Genomic DNA, 24049 nt, shown 5'->3' with positions numbered 1-24049 from the left:
AAACATTTCTTTTGGCTGATTGTTGGGCTCAGCCTAAACTTTCCGATCAAGCAGGAGATTGATACGGATCAATTTTTTATGTTTATTCAAAAACTGACCTTTCAGAAAACTTTAGAGGACAGTGCCTTACATGAGAAGCTAGCATTGTAGATATCTGAAATTATAATACTTATATCTTTTTACAAGGGGCGTGATTTTTCCTGTTGACAGGTGATATTTGGAGGAGTATATGATTTTTCATCGGCCGCATTCCGGCCCGGGAGATGCACGACGAACAGCATAAAAAGCAACCCCTTTTTATAGCCACCCGCCGACAGGCGTCCCGAGTCCGATGAATGAACCGTGTCCTCCAAATGGAGGAATTCGTTCCGTCAGGCTTTATAAAAGGGGTTACATATGCACATCGCGCTCACGTTCAATCTGCGCCAGGATTCCGCCTGCGCGCCATCCAATTCGCCCTCCGTCGCTCCTCTTGCCGCAGCGGAAGACCTCTACGCCGAGTGGGACGATTTCGACACGATCGATGCTGTTCGCTCCGCCCTTTCTCAATGCCACCGGGTATCCCTGGTGGAGGCCGACCATTACGCCTTTGCCAGCTTTCAGGCTCTGCGACCGGACCTGGTGTTCAACATGGCCGAAGGTCTGCTCGGTGCCAGCCGCGAAGCCCAGATCCCTGCCCTGCTCGACATGCTCGGCTTGCCTTACACCGGCAGCGATCCGCTGACCCTCGGCAACTGTCTGGACAAACGCCGCACCAAGGAGATTCTCAGTTACCATAGGGTGCCGACGCCACGCTTCGCCCTGGTAGAGAGTCTGGTAGATGTTCCGGCCCGGTTGCGCTATCCGCTGATCGTCAAACCCATTCTGGAAGGCTCCAGCAAGGGAGTCACCGACCGCGCTCTGGTGACTAACCGCAAGGAGTTGCTGCGTCAGGTGGAATGGTCGCTGAAAACGTACCGTCAGCCGGTGCTGATCGAAGAGTTTCTGCCTGGTCGTGAGTTCACCGTGGCGCTGCTCGGAAACGGCGAATCTCTGCGTATACTGCCCGTTGTCGAGATCGACTTCGCCGCTTTGCCGGCCGGGGTCAATCCTATCTATTCTTTTGAGGCCAAATGGATCTGGGACACCGAAGAGCAACCCTTGGATATTTTTGCCTGCCCGGCACCTCTTGATCCGTCGCTGCACAATGCCATCGAAAGGGTTTGCAAAAAGGCCTTTCAGGTTATGGGCTGTCGGGACTGGTGCCGCATCGATGTGCGCCTCGACGCCAGCGGTCAGCCAAACATTATCGAACTCAATCCCCTGCCCGGCGTGCTGCCTCGCCCTGAGCAGAACAGCTGTTTCCCCAAGGCGGCCCGCGCAGCGGGTCTGTCTTACGACGAGTTGATTCTCGGTGTGGCTGATGCGGCCATTGCCCGTCACCATCTGGTTAAGGGGGTTAGCCATGCGGATTGCTGTCTGCTTTAACGAAGCCCCGGCGACTCCGGCCCGGGGGGAGTCCATCGACCTGCTGTCCGAGCAGGGCGCCCGGCACGAAGCCGAAGCGGTACTGGCGGCTTTGCACAGCCTGCACCATGAGGCGGTACTTGTGCCCCTGCTTGCCGACATCGGCGAATTTATCACCTGTCTAAGAAACAGTGCCTGCGACCTGGTGTTCAACCTGTGCGAAGGCTTCTGGGGCGACAGCAGCCGTGAGATGCATGTAGCCGCCCTGCTGGAGTTGCTCGGCTTGTTCTTTACCGGCGCCACTCCCTATTGCTTAGGCCTGAGCCAGGACAAGGCCCGCTCAAAGGACCTGTTCAACGCCCATCATCTGCCTACCCCCCGCCATATCCTGGTGCGGAACGGTGGTCAGCTTCCAAAAATCAAGGGACTAACCTATCCCCTGATCGTCAAGCCGCGTTTTGAGGACGCCTCCCTCGGCATTACCGGCGACAGCATCGTCGCTACCGAAAAGGCCCTTCACAACCGGATCCGCTATATCCATCAAACCTATCGCCAGGACGCCCTGGTCGAAGAGTTCATCGTCGGTCGTGAATTCAACGTGGCCATCATCGGCAACAGCCCGCCGGTGGTACTGCCGATCTCGGAGATTCGCTTCGATCCGGCCCTGCCCCACCCCATTGTCAGTTATAGCGGCAAGTGGCAAGAAGACTCCGCGGAGTTCAGCGGCACGAGCCCGGTCTGCCCGGCAACGCTGCGCTTTCGCGAAGAGGTGCTGATCAAGGATGTGGCGTTGAGAGCCTTCAAAATCCTGGAATGCCGGGATTACGCCCGCATCGATATCCGATTCAGGGAGGGGGTGCCCTATATCCTGGAGGTCAATGCCAACCCCGACATAGCACCGGACGCCGGCCTGGCCCGGGCGGCCCGCGCCGCAGGAATGACCTATCCCGAATTCATTGCCCGGATGGTGAGCCTGGCTCAGCGCCGCAAGGAGATATCTCATGCGTGAACTACGCGCTACCGACCTGCCCGCCCTGATTTTGATTCTGCACCAATGCGAGGCCTTTACCGAGGTGGAGATCGCTTGCGCTCTGGAGTTGTTGGAGATCATGATCAACGATCCGCTGCAGCAGGACTACCGCGTCGCCGTTGCCAATGGCGGCGATGAGGTGCAAGGCTATATCCTTTACGGTCCGGTGCCCATGACCGAGGGGACCTACGATATCTACTGGATCGCCGTTGACCCGGATTGCCAGGGGCAGGGAATTGGGCGACAGCTTATGCGTCATGCCGAGCGGCAGGCCCGTGCCGCCGGCGGACGGATGATCTGCCTGGAAACTTCGTCCCAGGGCCATTACCAGCGGACTCGTGAGTTTTATCGCCAGGCCGGATACTGCGAAGAAAACCGCATCCGGGACTTCTATCGCCCCGGAGACGACCGGCTGACTTATGTCAAACGCTTTACGACTATGAAGGACTCCTGAGGTAATGGAACTCTGGCAAAAAATGCTGCAAGCCAGCATCACATCTCCGACCCGGCTGACCCGTCGTTACGGTATCGACCCCCGGCCTCTAGCCGATGTTGCCGAGCGTTATCCGATGCGAGTCACCCCCTACTACCTGAGTTTGATTCAATCGGTAGGCGACCCCATCTGGCGCCAGGCGGTCCCCTCAATGGACGAGCTGGAAGAAGGGAGTTGCTGCGCCGACCCCCTCGACGAGGAGGAACAGAGCCCGGTGCCGAATCTGGTGCACCGCTACCCCGACCGAGTGCTGTTCATGGTCTGCTCCGAGTGCGCCATGTATTGTCGATTCTGTACCCGCAAGCGCAAGGTCGGCAAGGAGAATATGCAGATCAGCCGCGACACCATCGCCCAGGGGTTGGCCTATATCCGCAACCATCCGGAGATCCGCGATGTCATTCTGTCAGGCGGCGACCCGCTGCTGCTAAGCAACGAGCAGCTGGAGGCGATACTCAAGGAGCTGAGAGCCATCCCTACGGTGGAGATCATCCGCATCGGCACCCGCATGCCGGTTGTGCTGCCCCAACGTATTACCCAGGCACTGGTACGCATGCTGCACCGTTATCATCCCCTGTATCTCAACACCCATTTTAACCACCCGGACGAGATCACCAACTCATCGACCAAAGCGATCGCCCGCCTGGCCGACGCAGGGATACCCCTCGGCAACCAGACCGTGCTGCTGCGCGGGGTCAACGATGATCCGCACACCATGCGTCGGCTGATGCAAAAACTGCTGAGCATCCGGGTCAAGCCCTACTACCTCTACCAGGCCGACCTGGTGCTGGGCACCGAGCATTTCCGCACCACCGTCGAAGAGGGGCTGGAGATTCTGCGTTGGCTTCGAGGCCACACCTCTGGCATTGCGGTGCCGGCCTTCGTTATCGATGCCCCTGGAGGCGGCGGGAAAATTCCTCTATTGCCTGAATACTTGCAATCCCTGGGCAGCGAGGTTCTGTTGAAAAACTATCTGGGCCACGATTACCGATACGCTAACGCCCAGCCCAAGGAAGAAGAGCTTTGGCAGGTCGCCCTTCAGGCCTGAGTCTTAATCGGCATTCGATGGCTTCTACGGTTTGCCTGGCACAGCCTGACCAAACTATACGCGATGCCGGCCGCGCTGCTTTGTTCAGCGGCCAGCCCTTGCCCCATGACCGCCCTCCGTTCATGGGGCCTTTTTTATTTCACAAGTCATGACGGCGGTTTGCCCGCATCGGCGGGTTCTGTTATCCTGAAAAATAATGGTGTCGCAAAAAGTCCGACCCGCGGCGTCACGGCGTTTTTTCAGGACCTCGACAACCTCGATGTATTTCTTCACCCCCCTGAAAAAACACCAAGCCTTGTCGGATGAAATCTTTGCTTCGCCATCCTATGATTTTATTGCGAGTGCATCAAATCTGATTATGGATAATTTTTTCCGCGCCCTGAGGAGCTGTCATGAAACAGGACCCCGTCCAGCAAGACACCGTCAGTCGCCTGTCCGCCGTTGATACCAGCACCCTGCCTGCCGACGGCGGCGATCACTATAACCGCCTGATCTTCGAAAAGAGCCCTTACCTGCTGCAGCACGCCGAAAACCCCGTCGACTGGCACCCCTGGGGAGAAGAGGCCTTTGCTCTGGCCCGGCGCGAGGATAAACCTGTGCTGGTGTCCATTGGTTATTCGACCTGCCACTGGTGCCACGTCATGGAACACGAATCCTTTGAAAACGAGGAAGTGGCGGCCGTTCTCAATCGCTTGTTCGTCCCGATCAAGGTCGACCGCGAGGAGCGCCCCGATGTGGACAACACCTACATGTCGGCCTGCCAGATCCTCACCGGCGGAGGCGGCTGGCCCCTTAATGTCTTTATCACTCCGGACAAACAGCCTTTCTACGCTGCCACCTATATGCCCCGCGAGGCGCGGGGGGATATGGCCGGTATCACCGATATACTCGAGCGGATCGGCAATACCTGGCAGAGCAATCGCCAGCAACTCCTCGATTCAGGGCAAAGACTGACTGAATCGCTGATAAATCTTGAGAAGGGGGCTACAGGCAATACCGAGGGCCAACACCTCACCGAAGAGCCCCTGGAGCAAACCTATTCCCATTTTTTCAAGACCTTTGACAAGGACCGGGGAGGTTTTGGCGAGGCGCCCAAATTCCCTATTCCCCACAACCTCTCCCTTCTTTTGCGCCTTGGTCAGCGCCTCGGGCTTGAAAATGCGCAGACCATGGCCATGCGAACCCTGCAAAACATTCGATTGAGCGGCACCTACGACCACATCGGTTTTGGTGTGCATCGCTATGCCGTCGACGCCCACTGGCGGGTCCCCCATTTCGAAAAGATGCTTTATGACCAGGCTTTGCTGACCCTGGCCGCGGCGGATGCCTACCAAACCAGCAGAGATCCTTTCTTTTCCACCATGGTCGACGAAGTCAGCGAATATGTTCTGCGTGACCTGACCGATGAACAGGGGGGATTCTACAGCGGTGAGGATGCCGATTCCGAGGGAGTCGAAGGGACTTTTTACCTGTGGACGCCGCAACAGGTCGAGGAAGTGCTCGGTCATGAACACGGCACCATCTTTTCTCACTGTTATGAAGTCTCTGAACAAGGTAATTTTGAAGGCAAGAACATTGTTCGGCTGGAAATGGATGTTAATCAGTGGGCCGCCTGGTTCGGCATTGAACCGGAACGGCTTGGCGAAGTGCTGGCTCTTGGGCGGCAAATGTTGTTTACGGCCCGGGAAGAACGCATAAGGCCCCATCGGGACGACAAGATACTGACCGCCTGGAACGGCTTGATGATCGCCGCTTTGGCCAGGGCGGCAACGGTTCTAGATAAGGAGGAGTATCTGGCTGCCGCCTGTGCCAGCGCAGACTTCATCCTGAATAACCTGCGCCGCGATGATGGTCGTCTGTTGCGTCGTTACCGTCAGGGCGAAGCGGCGGTGCCCGGTTTCCTCGACGATTACGCCTTCTTTTGTTGGGGCTTGATCGAACTTTATCAGGCGGGCTTCGACAGCCGTTATCTGGCTATGGCTCTGGAACTGACTGCAGATATGGAACGTTTGTTCGGGGATGGCCAGGGCAACCTGTTCGACAGTGCAGAAGATGCGGAAACCGTATTGACTCGCAGTAAAACAATCATAGATGGTGCCGTACCGGCGGGCAATTCGGCTGCTGCCTGGAATTTGCTGCGGCTTGCGGCCTTGACCGGCGATCAAGCCATGACCGAGCGGGGCGAGGCAGCTATTAAAACCAGCCTTGCCCAAGCCGCCCGCTATCCCACCGGCACATCTCTGCTCTACTGCGCCTTGGACTTTGCTCTGGGTCCCAAGGATGTGGTGGTCCTGGCAAGCGACCTAAACGGGACGGGCATGGATAAAATGTTAAGGGCCCTGCGCGAGCGGTTTTTACCCCGCACCCTGGTGTTATGCGCCGATGCGGAAGATACGCAACTCAACGAACTGACCCCCTTGCTGCAGGGCAAGGCGGCCATCGATGGTCAGACAACCGCCTATCTTTGCCGGGGCGAAACCTGTCAAGCTCCGGTAACCAGCGTTGACGAGTTGATCGCCATGCTGGAAGGTTGACCAAAACAGCTTCCAACGTGAAAAGCCGGGATTTAATCCCGGCTTTTCTGCGTACTGATAACAACAGGTAAATATTTGTCTCTTAGCCTTGCAAGACTTTAAGCAGATGGGGCACCAACTGCTTTTTACGGGACAGCACGTCCTGCAGTTCGTACAGTCCCGGTTCCAGTTCCGGATAGCCAATTCGATAGGGCAAATCGGCTTCCCCGTCGGCCAACAACAAACTGGTCTCCCGCACGATATCCGTCACCAGCAGTCCGGCGGCTGACATGCCTCGTCGTTGTCGCAAATCAGCAAGTTCTTGACGAAGGGCCTGTTTAATACCGTGAAATTCTTCAAATCCAACCACTTCCACCTGCCCTACCCCGAACAAGCGTTCTCCTGCACGATATTCCTTAAAGTCCGACAGGATCAATTGTTCCGTGCTTTCATAAGCGCTCAGGACACTGCCCGCGGCGAACATCTCCTGACCAAAGTTTTGCGGATCGAGTTGTGCCAGCTCTCCCAGCCAGGAGGCTAACTCTCGATCAATATCGGTGGTGGTGGGGGATTTGAGGAGGACCGTGTCGGAGAGCAACCCGGCCAGCAGCAAACCCGCGCACTCTTTCTCGGGTTCCAATCCAGCTTGACGGTAGAGACTGGCAACAAGAGAGCAGGTGCTTCCCAATGGCTGGTTGATAAAGCGAATCGGCTTCTCGGTATGAAAGTTCCCCAGCCTGTGGTGGTCGATCACTTCCAGAATCTCTACCCGGTCGGCACCGGTTACGGCCTGGGACAGTTCATTATGATCGACCAGAATCAATTTGAGGGGCGTTTCAACCAAAAGGTCGCTTTTAGTGGCTACAGCGGTGACTTTACCGGCGCTATCGAGGACGAGGACGCCAGGGCATCCCCCATGAAGCAATTTCAGCCGTAAATCTTCGCGACAATCGAGAAGACCCACCGTAGGACAGTTGCGCTCCATAAGACAATGAGCCGGGGTCGACAGCCGCGCTCGCCAGGCGGCTGTGGCGGTGTCAAAGTTTGTACTGAGAACGGTTACCTGTTTCTGACGGGCCATCGTCAATAACTCCGGCGAGATGGTTCCGCCACCGGTAATCACCAGAACGCGTACGCCGAGGTTTACGGCGTGAGCCTGAATTTCCTGTCGGTCCCCGGTAATGATAAGCAGCCGGCGCGGGTCGCAATGGGCCACCCGCTCTGCAAAGGATTCAAAGGCCATAGCGCCGACATAAAGTTCCAGCTCTTCGAGTTTCCTATCGTCGATGCTGTTTAGGGCCCTGCCCTGCAGACATTCCTGCAGTGCCGCTAAAGAGGTCAATACCCGCCGGCTTGCACTTTCATCGGACGGCAGTAAAAATCCTTCAGCCGCTCGTTTGAGCATCATCAGGCCTTGCGGGCGTTGTTCCTCATCAATTACCGGTAGAAGACGGACATCATGATGATGGAGTTGTTCTAAAACAATGGCCAGAGGGGTCTCACCACCGATGGTAACGGCGGGAGAACGGACCAAATCCCGTACCCTGGGAGAAACATCGGTGAGCAAGGGCGGAACGTCGACAACGAGATGTTTCAGTACAAATTCCGTTTGCCGATTAAGATTTCCGGCACGGGCAGCGGTCACGCCGGTCAAACCCTGCAATTGACGCAAACGGGCATAACCGATGGCGCTGCATATTGAGTCCGTATCGGGATGCTTGTGGCCGACAACATATACCAGGGGTTCGATCATGAACTCTGCCCTTTCTGTTGTAAAGTACAACGCACATCCCCCATGCCGATAACGTCTTCTACCACGACCTGAGCCGGCCTGCCCTGAGCATCCAGCCAGACATACACGATGCCGTTGTCGGTATCGAAGACTTCTTTGTCGATCTGTACTTTGAGAAGGAGCCCTTGTTTGGGGAATTTGGGGCTGCGCGGTCTCTGCTTATCTGCCAGCACTTCAACGATAATTTCACTGGCAACCATTCGACTATAAGTCGGTATACGATATTTTGCGCCTTTGACCAATGGCCCGTAAACACCTTGCCGGAAATTATAAAAGGCGGTCAGAATATCGTTAGGTTTGACCGGAGGCATCGGTAGAACAAGATCCTCTTTTTGCCGACCGTTACGAGTGACCCTCTGGATTATTTTCTGTTGTTTGTGGTCGAACAGGTATCTTTTGAGTCGCACCCGCTTCCGGCCTTCTTTAGTTTTACTGATGTTCGAATCATGGCGTAAAGAAGTAAAGCCCTCTTCCTTGTCGAGTTGCATCAAGGAGACATAACTTTGGGCACGGTCGCTGGTTAACCATGCTGCAACACCGAGTGTATTAGCTTCCAGGGTTGCCTGCCAGCGGTTCGGCTCTTCGACCGGCTGAAGGCTTAATTGAGCTTCGGCCAGACGATCAAACCATAAAAAAGCAATATCGTAGCGATACTGTTCGACAGCGGGATGTACAGGTTCTCTCTTTTCGTCAGGGTCAACAGTGGTAGCGAGATCCTGACCCTCTGCACTAGCGAAAAGGAGGAATGATAATCCAAAAACAATGAAGAGATGCTTCCAGATAAATCTCATAGAAAAAGTCCTATAATAAACGCCAGGTAACCGCCAAGAAGCAGGAGCCCCTTCCAGCGGCAGATTTTATAGCGGTGTCCCAGCAAAGGAATAAGACCGATAGAGAAAACCAGCATGACAGGCAGTTGCAACTGCAACAACGACGGGTCGACAGCCATGGGACGAATCATGGGGCAGATCCCGAGCACGAATAGAATATTGAAAATATTACTGCCAAGCACATTGCCGATACTCAGATCGGCGTGTCCCTTCAAAGCACTGAGACCGCTGGCGGCCAACTCCGGCAAACTGGTGCCGATGGCCACCACGCTGATCCCAATAACCAACTCCGAGATACCAAATGCACGGGCCAGGATCACCGCAGAACGAACCATCATTTCCGCGCCGATGCCGAGGCCTGCAATCCCTATCAACACCAGAAACAGATCCCTGGGTCGGGACCTGCTGGCCATCATGGAAGAACCCTGACCGGCGTCATCTCCCATTTTGCGTGCTGTACGCAGACAATAACCGAGAAATACCAATAACAGGGCAAATAAGAGCGCCCCGTCATAAAAGCCGAGATATCCATCGAGCACCAGTACGAACAACAACAGCGAGGCGCCGATCATGAAGGGCACCTCCCGTCTAAGAAGCGAACGGGGGACTAAAAGCGGAGCTATTAATGCGGTAAAACCGAGTATCAGTCCGATATTGGCGACATTGGAACCAACGATATTGCCGGCTGCAATATCAGTCGATCCTTTAAAAGAAGCCAGCAAGGACACCATCATTTCCGGCATACTGGTACCGAAAGCAACTACGGTCATGCCGATAATCAATGGGCGTATCCCATAGGAAGCGGCTAAACGAGAACTGGAATTGACCATGGTTTCAGCGCCAACATATAGAATCGCCAACCCGAGCAGAAAAAAGAAAGCGGCTACCATTTATCGAAATATCTCCTGGAAATTATCAGCGTTGCTGAATGACTTTGTTAATGGCTGGAAAAAGCGATTGACATCAAAGAATCCGATCACTAATATTCATATATTCAATTTCTTACAATACTTCCGACACAGAGGAAAACATGCCAGAAGATTTTATCAAGACCCAAAGTTACGAGCGAGAAGCAGAAATTCTCAAGGTTCTCGGCCACCCGATTCGGCTTAAAATAGTCGCCGGCCTGCTGTCGGAAGCCTGTAATGTCAAAAAAATATGGGAATGCCTTGGCCTGCCTCAAGCCACCGTATCCCAACACCTTGCCTTGCTCAAGAACAAAGGCATAATAGAAGGACGGCGCAGCGGCGTAGAAGTTTACTATTCGGTCATTTCGGAACAAGCCCGCCTGATCATCCAAGCTCTCTTCAAACAAGCCCCCTGCAAATAACCCGCTCTGGCTATCTTACGTTATTATTATCGTGTCGGGGCTGTCGCCATCCCGAATAGGACTTCGTAACTTGCTGGAATTTGGTCGTTCTTCCCGTAACGTTGCCGGTAGATAGCGGTCATTTTCTGTAGTTGGCTGCGGGATGCCAAACCGCGGGGGGCTCTTGAACTGGCATTGCCGGCACCGATCCGTTTCAGGCTGCGCAACAGATCCGTTACATCCCTATGGTATTCAACAAGTTCCTGCCGTTGGAGCTCTATCTGCACAAATCCGGCCGCATTCAAGGCCTGTTCAACGGTAGCCATATCCGGCAACTCGTGCAGGTGTCCTGTCTCCCCTCCATGGATTCTTGCTGCCTCCCGATAAGCTGTTTTAAGCTCCCTGAGGGTATTCTTCCCGAACAATGCAAAGGCGAAGAGACCTCCCTCATGTAAAATCCGAGCACTTTCGGCAAAGGCGCCTGGGAGGTCAAGAACCCATTGATAGACGGACGAAGAGCAGACCATATCCAGGCTGTAATCGGCAAAGGGCAAGGCTTCGGCGGCAGCATCGACTGCCAATGCTTTAGACAGGCGGCTGCGACCTTGCAAGGTCATACCATGGGCAATATCCGACAGAACGGGCTGCAGTTGAGGATGGATTCTACAGAGTTCGTAAGACAGAGTCCCGGTGCCGCAGCCGACATCAAGGAAGGTCCCCTGTTCCGGGCAGGAGGGTGCGATAAAGTTCAACAGATTGGCCACGACCTGTTTTTGAACCTGGGCATGGTGATCGTAACTGTCGGCGCTTGTACTGAAATTGCGTCGCAAACGGCGACTATCTACCGCTGCTATCATGGTTGGCAAAACTCCCGCCATAGTTGAAAGACCTCTTCAGGACAACTGAGAAAGGGGGCATGTCCAGCCTGCTCCAGCGGTTGAAAACGGGCTTGTGCTAAAGTCCCGGCAAGATAACGTCCAGCACCCAAAGGAATAATCTTGTCTTCTGTCCCATGCAGAACCAGCGTGGGCAGCTCTAATTCGACCAACTCTGCGCGCAAATCGCTCGTTCGCAGGGTCTCCAAGGCGCCTAAAGCGGCTTCCTGCTGCGGTGGCATGACCGATGGCGAAAGATGTTCACTGAGCCACTGCCGACGGCCTGAATTTATCTCCTGTTCACCGAATTGCTGGTTGAAAAAGTCCTCAAGGGTCCTGGCAAAACGACGCTGTAGCCCCCGCGCCATGATACGCACCTGGCCTTCGGCCAGCCCGTGAGACCATTCTTCGTCAGCCACGAATCGTGGCGTAGTGGCTATTAGTAATAGACGGGACAGACGATGTTTGGTCAGGCTGGCCAGTCGAAGGGCGATTTGACCGCCGAGGGACCAGCCCAGAAGACGAACATCGGTGAGTTGCAACCCTTCCATCCATAAGGCCAGGTCCCTGGCCAAAGAATCGAGGCTATAATCTTTGCAGCTCGTCGATTGGCCGTGCCCGGGCAGATCGGGTGCCAGTACGCAAAATTCGTTACTTAGATTCTGTACCGCTTCGTCAAAAACCGCTGAAGACATAGCCCAGCCGTGCAGAAGCACCAGGGTGGGACCGCTGCCGGCCTGACGAAACCGCAGGACACGACCGTCTGCCAAATTCCACTCTTTCATTGAGAGGCTCCTTGCACGGCTTGTACGATTGCCTTCGCCGCGGCATCCAGATCGGATGGCTGATGCAGGGACATCAGGGTGGCCCGCAATCGACAACTGCCAGCGGGCACCGTCGGAGGGCGAATCCCCTGAACAAAGTATCCTTCAGTTATCAAACGCTCGCTGGCAGCCATAGTCGGTGCCGGTTCGGCTGTAAGTATAGGTACGATGGGACTGGGGTGCTCCTCTACCTCCAGGCCCCCCTGACGCAAACCGGTGATAAAGCGGATTCGATTTTCAACCAACCTTTGTCGCAGTTCGTCGCCTTCTGATCCGGCAACGATTTCCAGGGCAGCCGAAGCTGCTGCGGGGACTCCCGGAGGAAGACTGGTAGAGAAAACAAAGGAACGTGCCCGGTTGATAAGTAGCTCGATAGCCGCTGAGGGTCCTGCCAAATAAGCCCCCGCCCCCCCTAACGCTTTGCCCAGGGTGCCCATATGCAGATCGATGTCCTCCAGACATTCCAGATATTCACCGGTGCCGCGACCTCCGGCACCTAAAAGACCGGTTCCATGGGCATCATCGACCATTAGCAGGGCATCGTACCGTTTCTTTAGTTTTACCAATTCAGGTAATGGCGCCAAGTCGCCATCCATGCTGAACACGCCATCGGTGACCATCAACCAGCGGCCCTGGCGACGAGAAACTTCCTGCATCATCAGGGCATCAAGAGCCTCAAAATCTCCGTGAGGATAGATTATCGTTCGAGCTTTGCTCAGGCGACAACCATCGATTATGGATGCGTGATTGAGGGAGTCGGAGAAGATAAGATCGCCCTCCCCCAAAAGCCCCTGCAAGATTCCGCAGTTGGCGGCATAACCCGAATTGAACAGTAACGCACGTTCAGTTCCCTTGAAGGCCGCCAGGTCTTCTTCCAGCAGCTGATGACACCTCATGGATCCGGAAATCAGCCGACTGCCGCCACTGCCCGCCCCGTAGCGAGCTGTCGCCCTTTGGGCTGCTTCGATTATTTTAGGGTGAGTAGCCAGGCCTAGATAGTTATTAGAGCAAAGGAGCAGGACCCTTTGGCCATCGATTTCGACGTATGCACCTTGATCGCTAGTGACCGTACGCAAACGGCGAAGCAAGCCCCTGTCATTCAGGCTGTTAAGCTGAGATTGCCAGTCGATCATAAGTCTTCACTCCAGGGTTTAGCCCGGTACAATCGACCGATACGATCAAAGAGTAAAGGCTTGGATTGCAGATAATCCATAAGCTCTGACAAATCATGCTCCCCGGATGCGAGGAAAAATGCCCGCCCTCCCCGTTCGTCCCCCAGAGGTTTAAGATGAGGAAATCGCATATACCCCTGCTGAACACTTGCTACATAGCCGGCGGTATAGTCAGGATCATCGGACCAACAGAGCTCGGCTACGATTCCGGGAGCGGTAATAACTTTTGCGGCTAAAACCAGAGCTTCACGAACATGGTCATTATCAAGGCCCAAAGCTTGCAGCCCGAGGATCAATTCATGACGGGCTTGCTCGGTCAGATCCATGCGACTGACACGAACTCCCCGCGCCTTATCCGGTTCAAGACGGTTACCGTTCTTTGAATCGATAAGCATCGCTCCGCGCATACTGCGACCGTCAGGTGCTGCGCCGGAGGCCATAGCATCCATGGCCCTGGCGATTGCTACAGGAGTTACGCCCGATTTAACTAAAATAGCGGTTGCGGCCCGTCGGCCATGATGATAATCGTCCACTAGATACGTATGCAAATCCGGCAGGACTCCAGTGTCGATTTGCCCAGTTTCTACTTCTTCAATGGTAAGCTGTATTTTCTCTGCCCTGCCTCGCATATGCCCCAAAGCCCTCTTCACCATGCCTGCAGCTAACCGTTCAAGGTCATCCGCGACACTCAGGCGCTCTGCGCCGGATAGGTGCTTTCCGTTTATTGAAGCCTGCATGCGAATACTGAATAGTGGTCTTTTCATGGCTCGAAAGCTAGCATGGCCATCCAAACATTGTCAACCTGCCGAGGACTATTGGTTGACAGTTGCATAGGATATGGGGCGACACAAAAAAGGCCGCCCGAAGGCGGCCCGATCAATTGGTTTCTGCCTTAGTTTGAGGACTCTTCCGATGGCTCGGGTTTAGCCATGTTGCAAAATTTCCGAATCTGTTTGGCAATTCCAGGACCATCGATACCACATAAGGCGCGAAGTTCCTGTTGAGTTCCCTGCTCAACAAAACTATCGGGTAGTCCCATACGCAGTACACGGGGGGTAAGTTGCTCTTCGGCGAGCAATTCAAGTATCGCTGAACCGAAACCTCCGGCCAATACGTTTTCCTCTACGGTAAAGACCAAACCGGTACGTCGTGCTTCATCTGAGATCATTGATCTGTCAAGAGGGGCAAGGAATCGGGCATCAATTACAGCCAGCGACAACCCTTCTTTTTCCAATACTGCAGCCGCTTGCAAAGCATCACGACAAACTACCCCAAGAGCAAAAACAACCCCGTCGGTACCATCACGCAATTTCTCTCCACGACCAATATCGGCAGCTGCGGGCAAGTCTCCCAGGGGAAGTCCGAGAGCCTGCCCCCGAGGGTAGCGATAAGCAAAAGGACCTTCGACTGTGGTGGCGGTTACCATGGCCCGCTGTAGTTCCAATTCGTCTCTGGGGGCCATGATAGTGAGATTGGGGATATGGCGCAGATAGGAGAAATCGAACACCCCGTGATGAGTAGGCCCATCGGCACCGACCAGGCCAGCCCGATCGATAGCAAAGGTGACGGGCAAATTTTGCAACGCCACATCGTGGACCACGTTGTCATAAGCCCGTTGTAAAAAGGTTGAATAGAGGGCCACCGTAGGGCGCAGGCCCTGACTGGCAAGGCCAGCGGCAAAGGTGACCGCATGCTGCTCTGCGATCCCCACATCGAAGAACCGGTCGGGATAGCATTGAGAAAAGTCCTTCAAACCCGTTCCTTCAAGCATCGCCGCCGTAATGGCGACAATACGCTCGTCCTGTTCGGCCTGTTGAACCAGGGTTTTCCCGAACACTCCGGTATAGCTGGTCTTTCCTCCCTTACTGGCTTGAGGGACACCGGTCTCCCGGTCGAAAGGACCAATCCCGTGAAACAAAGAAGGGTTTTCCTCGGCAGGCTGATAGCCTCGTCCCTTGCGGGAAACAACATGGACGAGAACCGGCCCATCGAGGTTGACTACATTTTCAAATGCGTCCACCAGTTGGTCGAGACGGTGCCCGTTAAGGGGGCCGACATATTCAAAACCGAGGGCTTCGAATAACATGCCTGGGGTGAAAAAGCCTTTCAGGGCCTCTTCGGCACGTCGAGCGACTTTGAGCAGGTCTTTGCCGAAACGTGGCACGTGGTTGAGAAAATTCTCAGCTTCCTTTTTAAGTCTCACCGCCAATTCGGAAGTCAACTTACGGCTGATGAGAGAAGAGATGGCGCCGACGTTGGGGGAAATGGACATTTCATTATCGTTAAGCACGACAATAAGATTTTTATTCAGGTGCCCGGCATGGTTGAGTCCCTCAAAAGCCAGACCGCCGGTCAAAGAACCATCACCTATGACAGCGACCATCTTCTGTTGTTTATTCTGACAGTCCCGGGCAGCGGCCATACCGAGAGCAGCGGAAATAGAAGTACTGCTATGACCGACGTCAAAGGCATCATGGGGGCTTTCCTGGCGTTTTGGGAAGCCGCTGATGCCACCAAGCTGGCGCAAGGTATGAAATTGTTCAAGGCGACCGGTGAGCAGTTTGTGGGCATAGGCCTGATGCCCAACATCCCAGACTATTTTGTCTTCCGGAGAATTCAGGACTCGATGCAAGGCGACGGTCAGCTCGACAACGCCCAATGAACTCGCTAAATGGCCGCCAGTGGCTGAGACTGTGGAGATGATTTTTTCACGCAATTCAGCGGTGAGTTGCTCAAGTTCGCCCTGAGACAGATCTTTTAATTCAGCGGGTGATTGAAGTTGCTGCAGAATACTCATTGAATTATGCTTTCGCAAATAGTCACGAGATGGCTTGAGCAAAAGTTTCGGCCTGCAAGGTGCTCTGATTTTTCAGGGGTGAAAGCATACCTAGTACATGTCGAAGTCCTGAAAAATGATTGCCCTGTAGCAGGGTGTCTTTTTGCGGCACCATCATTGATTGGCGTACTCCATGTTTATTTAAAAGGAGCGATCGACGATATAATGGGCGATCTGGCGCAGGGGTTCAGCGGCCTCACCGAAGCCTGCCAGGCTTTCCAATGCCAAGTCCCGCAGGTCCCGCGCCCGGTTCCGGGCGACGCTTAGTCCGAGCAATGCCGGGTAGGTCGCCTTGCCCCGTGCCTCATCGCTGCCGACATCCTTACCGAGCAAATCCTGATCACCAATGATATCGAGGATATCATCCGCCACTTGAAAAGCGAGGCCCGATGCTTCGGCATAGCGAGTTAATGCATCGTAAGATGCTTCATCTGCACCTCCAAGCAAGGCGCCGACCTGCACCGAGGCTAAAATCAAAGCACCGGTCTTATGGGTATGAATATATTCCAGAGTCGGCAGATTGATCTCTTTGCCTTCGGATTCCATGTCGACCACCTGACCGCCAACCATGCCTCTGGAACCGGCACAACGAGCGATTATATGCGTCGCACGGCGGCAGGCATCGTCGGCCTGGAAGGTATTACCGTTCATGCCGGAGAGTTGAATGAAGGCTTCGGTCAATAGCGCATCACCGGCGAGAATGGCAAGGGCCTCCCCGTAGACTTTGTGACAGGTTGGCCGGCCACGGCGAAGATCGTCGTCATCCATAGCAGGAAGATCGTCGTGAATTAACGAATAGGTATGGATCATCTCCATGGCACAGGCTGCCGGCAGGATCTTCTCCGTATCGCCACCAACGGCTTCACAGGCCGCCAGCATAAGGATCGGGCGAAGCCGCTTTCCACCGGCGAAAACCGAATAACGCACAGCCTGATGAAGACGTTCAGGCAAGGAATCCTCAGCAGGTAGATACTGATCGAGGGCAGCGTCAATCCGCTGCCGACGGTCTTTAAGGTAGTTTTTGAGATCCATTCTATCTCCGAATGAGAAGGTTATTCCTGAAATTTTTCAGTAGTAAGAGTTTGGTCCTGTTTCTTAAGCAAAACATCCACCTGAGTTTCAACCGCCTGCAGCAGTTTCTGACAACGTGAGGCACTCTTTACACCAAGTTCAAAAGCAGACAAAGCCTCTTCGAGGGACAGATCTGCATTTTCCAACCGGTCTACCACCCCTTCCAGGGTATGCAGCGCCGTTTCAAAATTATCTTGTTTGGCCATGCCGAATGAAATCCTTTTCAAATAAATAAATCAATCAATCTTGATTATCGACACCCTTAGCCTAATCAGTCAAGGGGCTTCTGTCGAAAAGTTTCCGAATCAAGAGAAGTCACAACCGCTTCTGCGCTACCGTGGGAGAAGCGCAAATGCAGGGGGACTCCAACTTCAAGTTCCGCCGTATCTCGAATAGCCGCATTATCACCGATGCGAGTAACGATGGCATAGCCCCGCTTTAACGTAGCCAGAGGCGATAAGCTATCAAGACGTCCGGCGGCAAGTTGTAGTTTGGTGGCGGCATCCTGGAGACGAACCTGCATTGAAGCCTCCACACGCCGAAGCAGATCCAGGACCTTTTGCCTGGACGAATCAAAACGATAAAGCCCGCCCTGTAAGCGGTTTTTAAGACCGTTAATACGCTCACGCAGCAAGCTCAAGCGATTGTTCATCTGGCCGCAAAGACGCAAGGTCAAATGATCAATATGGCTCTCCAACTCTCGCCGCTCTTTGACCACCAGTTCGGCTGCGGCACTTGGAGTCGGGGCGCGCAGGTCGGCAACTTGATCGGCGATGGAAAAATCGATTTCATGACCAACGGCTGCAATAACCGGAATGGCTGATGCGTAAATAGCACGGGCCACCGGTTCTTCGTTGAATGCATGAAGATCCTCCGGTGAACCCCCGCCGCGCCCGACAATCAATACATCGGCCTGGGCATGACGATTAAGGTCCTGAATGGCTGCGGCAATCTGTTTGGCAGCTCCGACCCCTTGAACCGGCACAGGACATAGTAGGATTTTCAGCCCACTGCCGCGTCTGCGCAACACGTTAAGTATATCGTGCACAGCAGCACCCGTTGCGGAGGTGACGACACCGATAGTTACCGGGAAGGCCGGAAGCTTCCGTTTACGGGAAGGGTCGAACAGACCTTCCCCTGCCAGGCGGGCCCGAAGCTCTTCCAGGGCGACTTGCTGACTGCCGAGGCCGCAGGGTTGCAGTTTGTCGACAACAAGCTGCAGCTCTCCCCGTTGAGCATAAAGGGACATATGCCCCTGGGCCATAACTTCCATCCCGTTCTTAGGGACGAAGTCGAGAGCACGATTATGCATGCGGAACATAACCGCCTTCATTTGGTGGCGATCATCCTTTAGGGCAAAATAATAGTGACCGGATGCGGGAGCAGAAAAATTACTTACCTCACCTCTAACCACTACTTGCACGAAATTGTCTTCGACCAGTTCCTTTAACAGGTTGACTAATCGCGAAACGGTTAAAACAGTTCCTGAATCCATTGTGCAAATTTCCTGTAACGAACCGAATTAAAAGAATCCATCAAGGGATTTCTTCTAAGGAATCCCGGGGTTTTTATTGACAGGCCGCACTGCTTGCTTCTATAAGGTATAAGCCTAGCAATCAACCAAGGATCGTTCCATGCAAAGTCCCTACGTTATAACAATCTCAAGTGAAAAGGGCGGTGTCGGTAAAACGACCCTGGCCACCAACTTGGCCATTTACCTGAAGGCTTTGAACGAAGAACTACCGGTTACCCTGTTTAGTTTTGACAATCATTTCTCTGTTGATCGCATGTTCCGTATCGGCAAAAGCCCGGGAGACGCCGATGTAAGCGGGCTGTTCACCGGTAGCCGACCGGAGGAATTACTGGAAGTTGGAGAATATGGAGTCCAGTTTATCCCTTCCAATCGCCGCCTCGAAGACCTGCCACAAGTAAAGGAGGCCGGTTTTGATCGGCTGGCACGAACCTTGGCGACCGGAGCACTGAAAGGGATTGTGTTAATAGACACCCGCCCTACCCTGGATATATTAACCCGTAATGCATTGTATGCAGCCGATCGAGTTATTATTCCCGTCAAGGACGCCCCATCACTGGAGAACTGTAAAAATCTCTACGATTTTTGTGAAAGCCAGGGCATTTCCAAACGTGCTCTGCGCCTGCTGCCCTGCTTGATCGACTCTCGCATACGCTATAAAGGTCCTTTCACCGATGCATACCAGCTGCTAAAGGCCTATGCGATCAATCGGGGATACCGCTGCATGGAGGGCTATATTGCCAAGAGTCCCAAAGTGGAATCGTTGAACACAAATCCCGAAGGCCGAATCTATCCTGTTTTGACCCATGGCCGGGGAACCAATGTTCATTTACAATTCTCTCATCTTGCCCGCCAGGTACTACTGTCGTTCAAGGAGTGCAAACAATTTCGTATCGATGACCTTCGCCAGAACTTGGCTGCAAAACAACGGCAGCAAGATCAGGCCCTGCTGAAACTTCGTGAACGACTTGTGCCTGACTGTCTGATTTGCGGCAAATCCTTGTTTGATGAAAAAGAAGATGTTTCGGCAAAGTATTATTGCGAAACATCCGATGGTCAGGTCAGCGGCTATCTGGAAGAATCCTGTTTCTCGGATTTAGTATTCCGCCATTTTTACCGTTCGCAAAAAGAAATTTCACCGAGCAACCCTCTACGAGAACTTTTTCGAGAATCGGCTCAACGTTCCTATTTTGTCATGCGGATGGCATCAACTAAAAACGGTTTTGAAAAACCCGGCCTTACTTTCCACCGATTTGACGAAAATGGCCTGGAGATTTCTCAGAAAACCATAGAGGTCAAAGAGTTCGAAAGTCGTTTTTTACACCGGGAGAAAACCAGGCTTTATCGCTTGCTGGAGACGACAGTGCTTGCTGAAAACGTTGCAGACAACTGTTTTCTGCTCATTCGCAGAGCCGGGTCACCATCGTCCCCAGGAATATTGCCCGCCGAACAACGTTCAGCATTTGAGCAGACCCTATCCAACGTTTCAAAAAAACTGCGCTAGTCAGGACAAATTACTACCCGCCCTTGCCGACCGTCCTTCCCTTGGCTTTCACCAGCAACTGAGACACAGGCACAACATCAATTCCTTGTTCACGCAGCACCTCTGCCTCTTGTCGTAGCGCCGCCAGAGTTTCAGGATAAGGATGGCAGATACCAACGGCAGAACCCCGCCGCCGGGCCATACCGGCCAATTTACGAATTTCTCGCGCGATGGCGGGAACTTCTCGTACATTATCCAAAAAAACATCCCGCGAGATGGCCGGGACTCCCTTTCGGCGCGCTTCAATGATTGCAACAGAAGAAGCACTGGTCCGACTATCGATAAAAAACATCCTTCGTTCCCGTAGAACTTCCAGCACTGCGCCCATGGACTCTGGATCTTCCGTCAGGCGTGAACCCATGTGGTTATTACCTCCCACCACATAAGGCAATTCATCGAGCCATTGTCGTAATTGATTCTGGACTGCAAAAGGGTCCATGCTCATGATCAAGGCCCCGGGTCCCGGATCGATAGCCGGGTAGTTCTGCGGTTCCATAGGGATATGCAACATCACTTCATAACCATTCTGGTGCGCCAAACGAGCTACCGTACCGGCCTGTGCCGTGTAAGGGAGAATAGCAAAAGTAACGGGTAGTTGAATGTCGATAAGGGTTTTGGCTGAATGGGTTTCATGACCCAGGTCATCCATGATGATGGCCATCCGCGGTCTAACGGGAACCGATTCGGCGATTTTGGAAGGCTTGAAATCGATGAGGAATAAAATTTCCTTGTTAAAACGGATAACAAGCTGTCCCCCGGGCTGTCTGTTCTCGACCCACAGTTCTTTCGACAGTTTCTTTAAGCGATGTTGCAACTGCTTGAGATCTTTAGGTGCCGGTAATGGGGCTCGCACCTCATAATACAAGAATCCGGATTCAGGAGTAATCTGTAACCGGTCAAATGAGATGCCTGCCCGCCACAACATGCTATCCAATTCAAGCTGGACATCTCCGATAGCCGGTGTTTGTACAACAGATATCGGCACGGGTTGGTGCCTTGAATGCCAGGTTTGTCGAAGATATCCAAGTACCACCAGGCAGAGGATCAAAAACCCCGTCACGAACAATGCTGCCAGCATTACCCTGAAGCGATGACTTGCTGCACGCTGGGCCCGACTTTTTCGACGGGTTATTTTCCGGGGGGGTGTTTTTTTCTTGGCCATATTTATCCATAAAAACAGGGGGATGAAAACACCCCCCTGAAATGCAAACCGTTATCACGAATGACCGTCAGGCCGCCTTACCGTTAAGGCCTTTTAGGATTTGCCAGCCTTTCAAAAGATCAAGAGCTCTCAACAGCTGATAATCTCGTTGACTTTTGGGGTCGAGGGTGAACTTTAGATTTTTTGTTTTTTGAACAGGTGTCGAATGGTTTTCATCTGGAGAGTTAATGTGATTGGTTAAGTCTTTCTCTCTAAACGACTGTAATCCATCGACTTCTTTTATCTCAACAGGTTTTACCAGGATATCAGGAACAATTCCTTTAGCCTGAATCGAAGTACCGTTGGGCGTAAAATATCGAGCGGTGGTTAAACGCAGACCGGTGTCGTCATTCATGGGAATGATGGTCTGCACCGAGCCTTTACCGAAGCTCTGGGTGCCAAGAATTACGGCTCGATCGTTATCCTGCAAAGCACCGGCCACAATTTCGGAAGCACTGGCACTTCCGCCATTAATCAAGATTACAATGGGATAGTTCGGTTCAGTATCAGGAGCATGGGCTGAAAAACGCATCTGGCTCCCCTCTTCTCGTCCTTCGGTATAAACTATCAGTCCCTGCTCCAAAAAGGTGTCGGAAACCTTAACCGCCTGGTCAAGCAAGCCACCGGGATTGTTACGCAAATCCAGCACCAGACCATTCAGAATGCCATTGTTATCTGCTTTTAGCGAAGCAAGTGCTTTGATTAGATCATCCTGGGTCCGCTCCTGAAACTGGGCGATTCGAATATAACCAAAATTGTCCTCAAGGGTACGTGCCTTGACGCTTTTTACTTTAATAATCTCCCGAACAATCTCAAAGTCCGTCGGCTTGGCCAAGGACTCACGCATGATCGAAATCTTGACCGTGGTGCCCTTTCGACCCCGCATCAACTTGACAGCTTCCATAATGGACATGTCTTTGGTAAATCGGTCCTCAATTTTCACTATCATATCGCCGGCCAACAGACCGGCTCGGTCTGCTGGTGTATCTTCTATAGGAGAAACGATGGTAAGAATGCCGTCGCGAATAGTAATCTCTATTCCCAGGCCACCAAATTCACCGCTCGTATCGATTTTAAGCTCTTTATAGACATCGGGGGCATGAATGAAGAGTGGGGGTCGAGAGAAGCCAACATACCGTTAACCGCACCGTAAACCAACTCTTTCATATCCACCTCTTCGACATAACTTCTGCGGATAATCGACAAAACATCGGTAAAGAGTTGTAGTTCCTGATAGCTATCTACCTCTTGAGCAGTCGCAGCGCGATCGGCTTGACTGGTCGCCAGCCAGCCAAAAACCACCATCACCAACATAAGAGCCAATGCTGTCGGGCGCTTTTTGTTTTGCATTAGGTGGACTCCTGTAAAACAAAGTTAAGTACGAGGTTTAAGCCAAGCCAGTGGGTCAAGGGGAGTGCCGTGATGCCTGATTTCAAAGTAAATGCTGTCGGCATCTTCAAACCCGGGGTAGCCTAATAATTCACCGGTCGAAACAGAATCCCCGACTTTTTTTTGTAAACGACTGGCTTGGGCATAAAGAGAATAAAAGTTGTCCCCGTGGTCAACAATGATCATATTGCCAAAGCCACGGAAGTTATTGGCATAAATAACCGTACCACCCCATATGGCATGAATGGCCTGGTTGCCGGATACTTCAATTTCGACCCCCTGGCTATCATACAAGGTCCCAAGACCGGCCAGACGACCGGTACCAAACGGTACCTTGATCCGCCCTTTTACAGGCCAAGCTAACCTCCCCTTTTGGCGGGAGAAGTCGCCGAATACCTGAGTATACTTGCTGGTTGGGGCGGATTCAAGCTTTTTGACCAGAGCAGCTAAGCGTGCGCTTTTTTCCTTAAGGGTTTTCAATTCTACGGACAAAGCGCCTTGTCGGCGCTTAAGTTTCGAGAGCAGCTGTTTTTTCAGTCGCCGCCCTTTCTTCAACGTTTCACGACTGATCTTGAGCTGCTCAATTTGCTGTTTTCGCTGTTCCTCGAAGGACTCTAGAGAGGCGAGCTCACCAGCAAGGGCCTCTTGCTCTTGACGGAAGGATGCCAGCAGGCTCCGGTCGTGTTGAACTACCTTTTTGAAGTAATGATAATCTTCGGCTATTTCAGCCGGAGAACGATTTGCGAACAGGATACGCAGAAAGCGCGTCTGGCCTCCACGATAGATGGCTCCAAGACGGCGTGCGACCAACTTACGGCGTTCCTGGCTCGCGGCCGTGATTTTACGGATAGCTTCCTCTTTAACGGAAATATCCTTTTTTAATGACTTAAGGTTGCTGGCATGCTCTTCCTCACGAGCCCGTAAACGGGTTAACTGCTTCTGCACCCCGGCCAGGTCCTTTTGCAAGGTCGTTTTCTTCTTCTGTTCCTTTTCCAGGCTGGCAGACAGCTTCTCAATACGCTGCCGAATCTCCTTCAATTCCTGTCGATTGCCATGGAGGTCCTTCGAAAAAAGGTCTCCCGGATGACCGAACAGTAGCAGCAGAAGAAGAGGAAGATAAAGTAGCATTTGATAAAAGGACATCAAGGG

20 protein-coding genes and 1 pseudogene are annotated in these 24049 nt (G+C 53.1%); 7 read left to right on the top strand and 14 right to left on the bottom strand.

Annotated features, from left to right (window positions below; genetic code table 11):
• Window positions 1-396 precede the first annotated feature (396 nt).
• The 5 genes from A7E78_RS02840 (at window position 397) to A7E78_RS02820 (ending at window position 6548) form a co-directional block, all read left to right on the top strand.
• A complete protein-coding gene (locus A7E78_RS02840) occupies window positions 397-1467 on the top strand; it encodes a D-alanine--D-alanine ligase family protein (protein ID WP_072282823.1) in 1071 nt (356 codons plus the stop codon).
• Window positions 1445-2455, top strand: a complete 1011-nt coding sequence (locus A7E78_RS02835) for a D-alanine--D-alanine ligase family protein (RefSeq protein ID WP_072282822.1) — start codon at window positions 1445-1447, stop codon at window positions 2453-2455. Before A7E78_RS02840 ends, A7E78_RS02835 begins: the two co-directional genes overlap by 23 nt.
• Window positions 2448-2930, top strand: a complete 483-nt coding sequence (locus tag A7E78_RS02830; protein WP_072282821.1) for a GNAT family N-acetyltransferase — start codon at window positions 2448-2450, stop codon at window positions 2928-2930. The genes A7E78_RS02835 and A7E78_RS02830 overlap by 8 nt, the downstream gene beginning before the upstream one ends.
• A gap of 4 nt (window positions 2931-2934) precedes the next feature.
• The gene (locus A7E78_RS02825) at window positions 2935-4014 is read left to right on the top strand and encodes a KamA family radical SAM protein (RefSeq protein ID WP_072282820.1); all 1080 of its coding nucleotides are present in this window, start codon (window positions 2935-2937) and stop codon (window positions 4012-4014) included.
• A gap of 392 nt (window positions 4015-4406) precedes the next feature.
• Window positions 4407-6548: a thioredoxin domain-containing protein gene (locus A7E78_RS02820; protein WP_083552577.1), complete on the top strand. Its 2142-nt coding sequence runs from the start codon at window positions 4407-4409 to the stop codon at window positions 6546-6548.
• Window positions 6549-6630: 82 nt separating this feature from the next.
• Here the strand turns inward: A7E78_RS02820 and A7E78_RS02815 are convergent, their stop codons facing one another.
• The 3 genes from A7E78_RS02815 to A7E78_RS02805 are packed head-to-tail and all read right to left on the bottom strand — an operon-like array spanning window position 6631 to window position 10039.
• Window positions 6631-8280 carry a putative manganese-dependent inorganic diphosphatase gene (locus tag A7E78_RS02815; RefSeq protein WP_235606786.1) on the bottom strand — a complete coding sequence of 550 codons (1650 nt, stop codon included), beginning with the start codon at window positions 8278-8280 and terminating at the stop codon, window positions 6631-6633.
• Entirely contained in the window at window positions 8277-9110 is an 834-nt protein-coding gene (locus tag A7E78_RS02810; protein WP_072282819.1) for a DUF3108 domain-containing protein, read from the bottom strand. The genes A7E78_RS02815 and A7E78_RS02810 overlap by 4 nt, the downstream gene beginning before the upstream one ends.
• A complete protein-coding gene (locus A7E78_RS02805) occupies window positions 9107-10039 on the bottom strand; it encodes a calcium/sodium antiporter (RefSeq protein ID WP_072282818.1) in 933 nt (310 codons plus the stop codon). The genes A7E78_RS02810 and A7E78_RS02805 overlap by 4 nt, the downstream gene beginning before the upstream one ends.
• Before the next feature lie 140 nt (window positions 10040-10179).
• Between A7E78_RS02805 and A7E78_RS02800 the strand changes: the two genes are divergently transcribed.
• Window positions 10180-10479, top strand: coding sequence for an ArsR/SmtB family transcription factor (locus A7E78_RS02800; RefSeq protein WP_072282817.1), 300 nt, complete (start codon window positions 10180-10182; stop codon window positions 10477-10479).
• A 26-nt stretch (window positions 10480-10505) separates the two neighbouring features.
• Here A7E78_RS02800 and bioC read toward each other — a convergent pair whose 3' ends face one another.
• The 8 genes from bioC to xseA all read right to left on the bottom strand — a co-directional run bounded on the left by bioC (window position 10506) and on the right by xseA (window position 18731).
• Window positions 10506-11315, bottom strand: coding sequence for a malonyl-ACP O-methyltransferase BioC (gene bioC, locus A7E78_RS02795; RefSeq protein ID WP_072282816.1), 810 nt, complete (start codon window positions 11313-11315; stop codon window positions 10506-10508).
• Window positions 11312-12118 carry an alpha/beta fold hydrolase gene (locus tag A7E78_RS02790; protein WP_072282815.1) on the bottom strand — a complete coding sequence of 269 codons (807 nt, stop codon included), beginning with the start codon at window positions 12116-12118 and terminating at the stop codon, window positions 11312-11314. Before A7E78_RS02790 ends, bioC begins: the two co-directional genes overlap by 4 nt.
• Complete coding sequence (bioF, locus tag A7E78_RS02785) at window positions 12115-13290, bottom strand: 8-amino-7-oxononanoate synthase (protein WP_072282814.1); 1176 nt, start codon at window positions 13288-13290, stop codon at window positions 12115-12117. Before bioF ends, A7E78_RS02790 begins: the two co-directional genes overlap by 4 nt.
• Window positions 13287-14093 carry a 6-carboxyhexanoate--CoA ligase gene (locus A7E78_RS02780; protein ID WP_072285016.1) on the bottom strand — a complete coding sequence of 269 codons (807 nt, stop codon included), beginning with the start codon at window positions 14091-14093 and terminating at the stop codon, window positions 13287-13289. The genes bioF and A7E78_RS02780 overlap by 4 nt, the downstream gene beginning before the upstream one ends.
• Before the next feature lie 128 nt (window positions 14094-14221).
• Window positions 14222-16126, bottom strand: coding sequence for a 1-deoxy-D-xylulose-5-phosphate synthase (gene dxs, locus A7E78_RS02775; RefSeq protein ID WP_072282813.1), 1905 nt, complete (start codon window positions 16124-16126; stop codon window positions 14222-14224).
• A gap of 180 nt (window positions 16127-16306) precedes the next feature.
• Window positions 16307-17197, bottom strand: a complete 891-nt coding sequence (locus A7E78_RS02770) for a polyprenyl synthetase family protein (protein WP_072282812.1) — start codon at window positions 17195-17197, stop codon at window positions 16307-16309.
• Window positions 17198-17217: 20 nt separating this feature from the next.
• Entirely contained in the window at window positions 17218-17442 is a 225-nt protein-coding gene (gene xseB / locus A7E78_RS02765) for an exodeoxyribonuclease VII small subunit (RefSeq protein WP_072282811.1), read from the bottom strand.
• Between the two features lie 65 nt (window positions 17443-17507).
• Window positions 17508-18731 carry an exodeoxyribonuclease VII large subunit gene (gene xseA, locus A7E78_RS02760; protein WP_072282810.1) on the bottom strand — a complete coding sequence of 408 codons (1224 nt, stop codon included), beginning with the start codon at window positions 18729-18731 and terminating at the stop codon, window positions 17508-17510.
• 139 nt (window positions 18732-18870) lie between these two features.
• On the opposite strand from xseA, the gene A7E78_RS02755 reads away from it, so the two are divergent.
• Window positions 18871-20271: a ParA family protein gene (locus tag A7E78_RS02755; protein ID WP_072282809.1), complete on the top strand. Its 1401-nt coding sequence runs from the start codon at window positions 18871-18873 to the stop codon at window positions 20269-20271.
• 13 nt (window positions 20272-20284) lie between these two features.
• Here the strand turns inward: A7E78_RS02755 and A7E78_RS14775 are convergent, their stop codons facing one another.
• The 3 genes and pseudogenes from A7E78_RS14775 to A7E78_RS02740 all read right to left on the bottom strand — a co-directional run bounded on the left by A7E78_RS14775 (window position 20285) and on the right by A7E78_RS02740 (window position 24043).
• A complete protein-coding gene (locus A7E78_RS14775) occupies window positions 20285-21295 on the bottom strand; it encodes a divergent polysaccharide deacetylase family protein (protein ID WP_158516057.1) in 1011 nt (336 codons plus the stop codon).
• Between the two features lie 244 nt (window positions 21296-21539).
• Window positions 21540-22861: pseudogene (locus A7E78_RS02745) on the bottom strand (S41 family peptidase).
• Window positions 22862-22885: 24 nt separating this feature from the next.
• Window positions 22886-24043, bottom strand: a complete 1158-nt coding sequence (locus A7E78_RS02740; protein ID WP_072282808.1) for a murein hydrolase activator EnvC family protein — start codon at window positions 24041-24043, stop codon at window positions 22886-22888.
• Between the last annotated feature and the right edge of the window lie 6 nt (window positions 24044-24049).

This window comes from Syntrophotalea acetylenivorans (assembly GCF_001887775.1).
Lineage (GTDB): Bacteria > Desulfobacterota > Desulfuromonadia > Desulfuromonadales > Syntrophotaleaceae > Syntrophotalea_A > Syntrophotalea_A acetylenivorans.
Note: the sequence above shows the minus strand (reverse complement) of the source record. Positions and strands in the feature narration are given on the sequence as shown.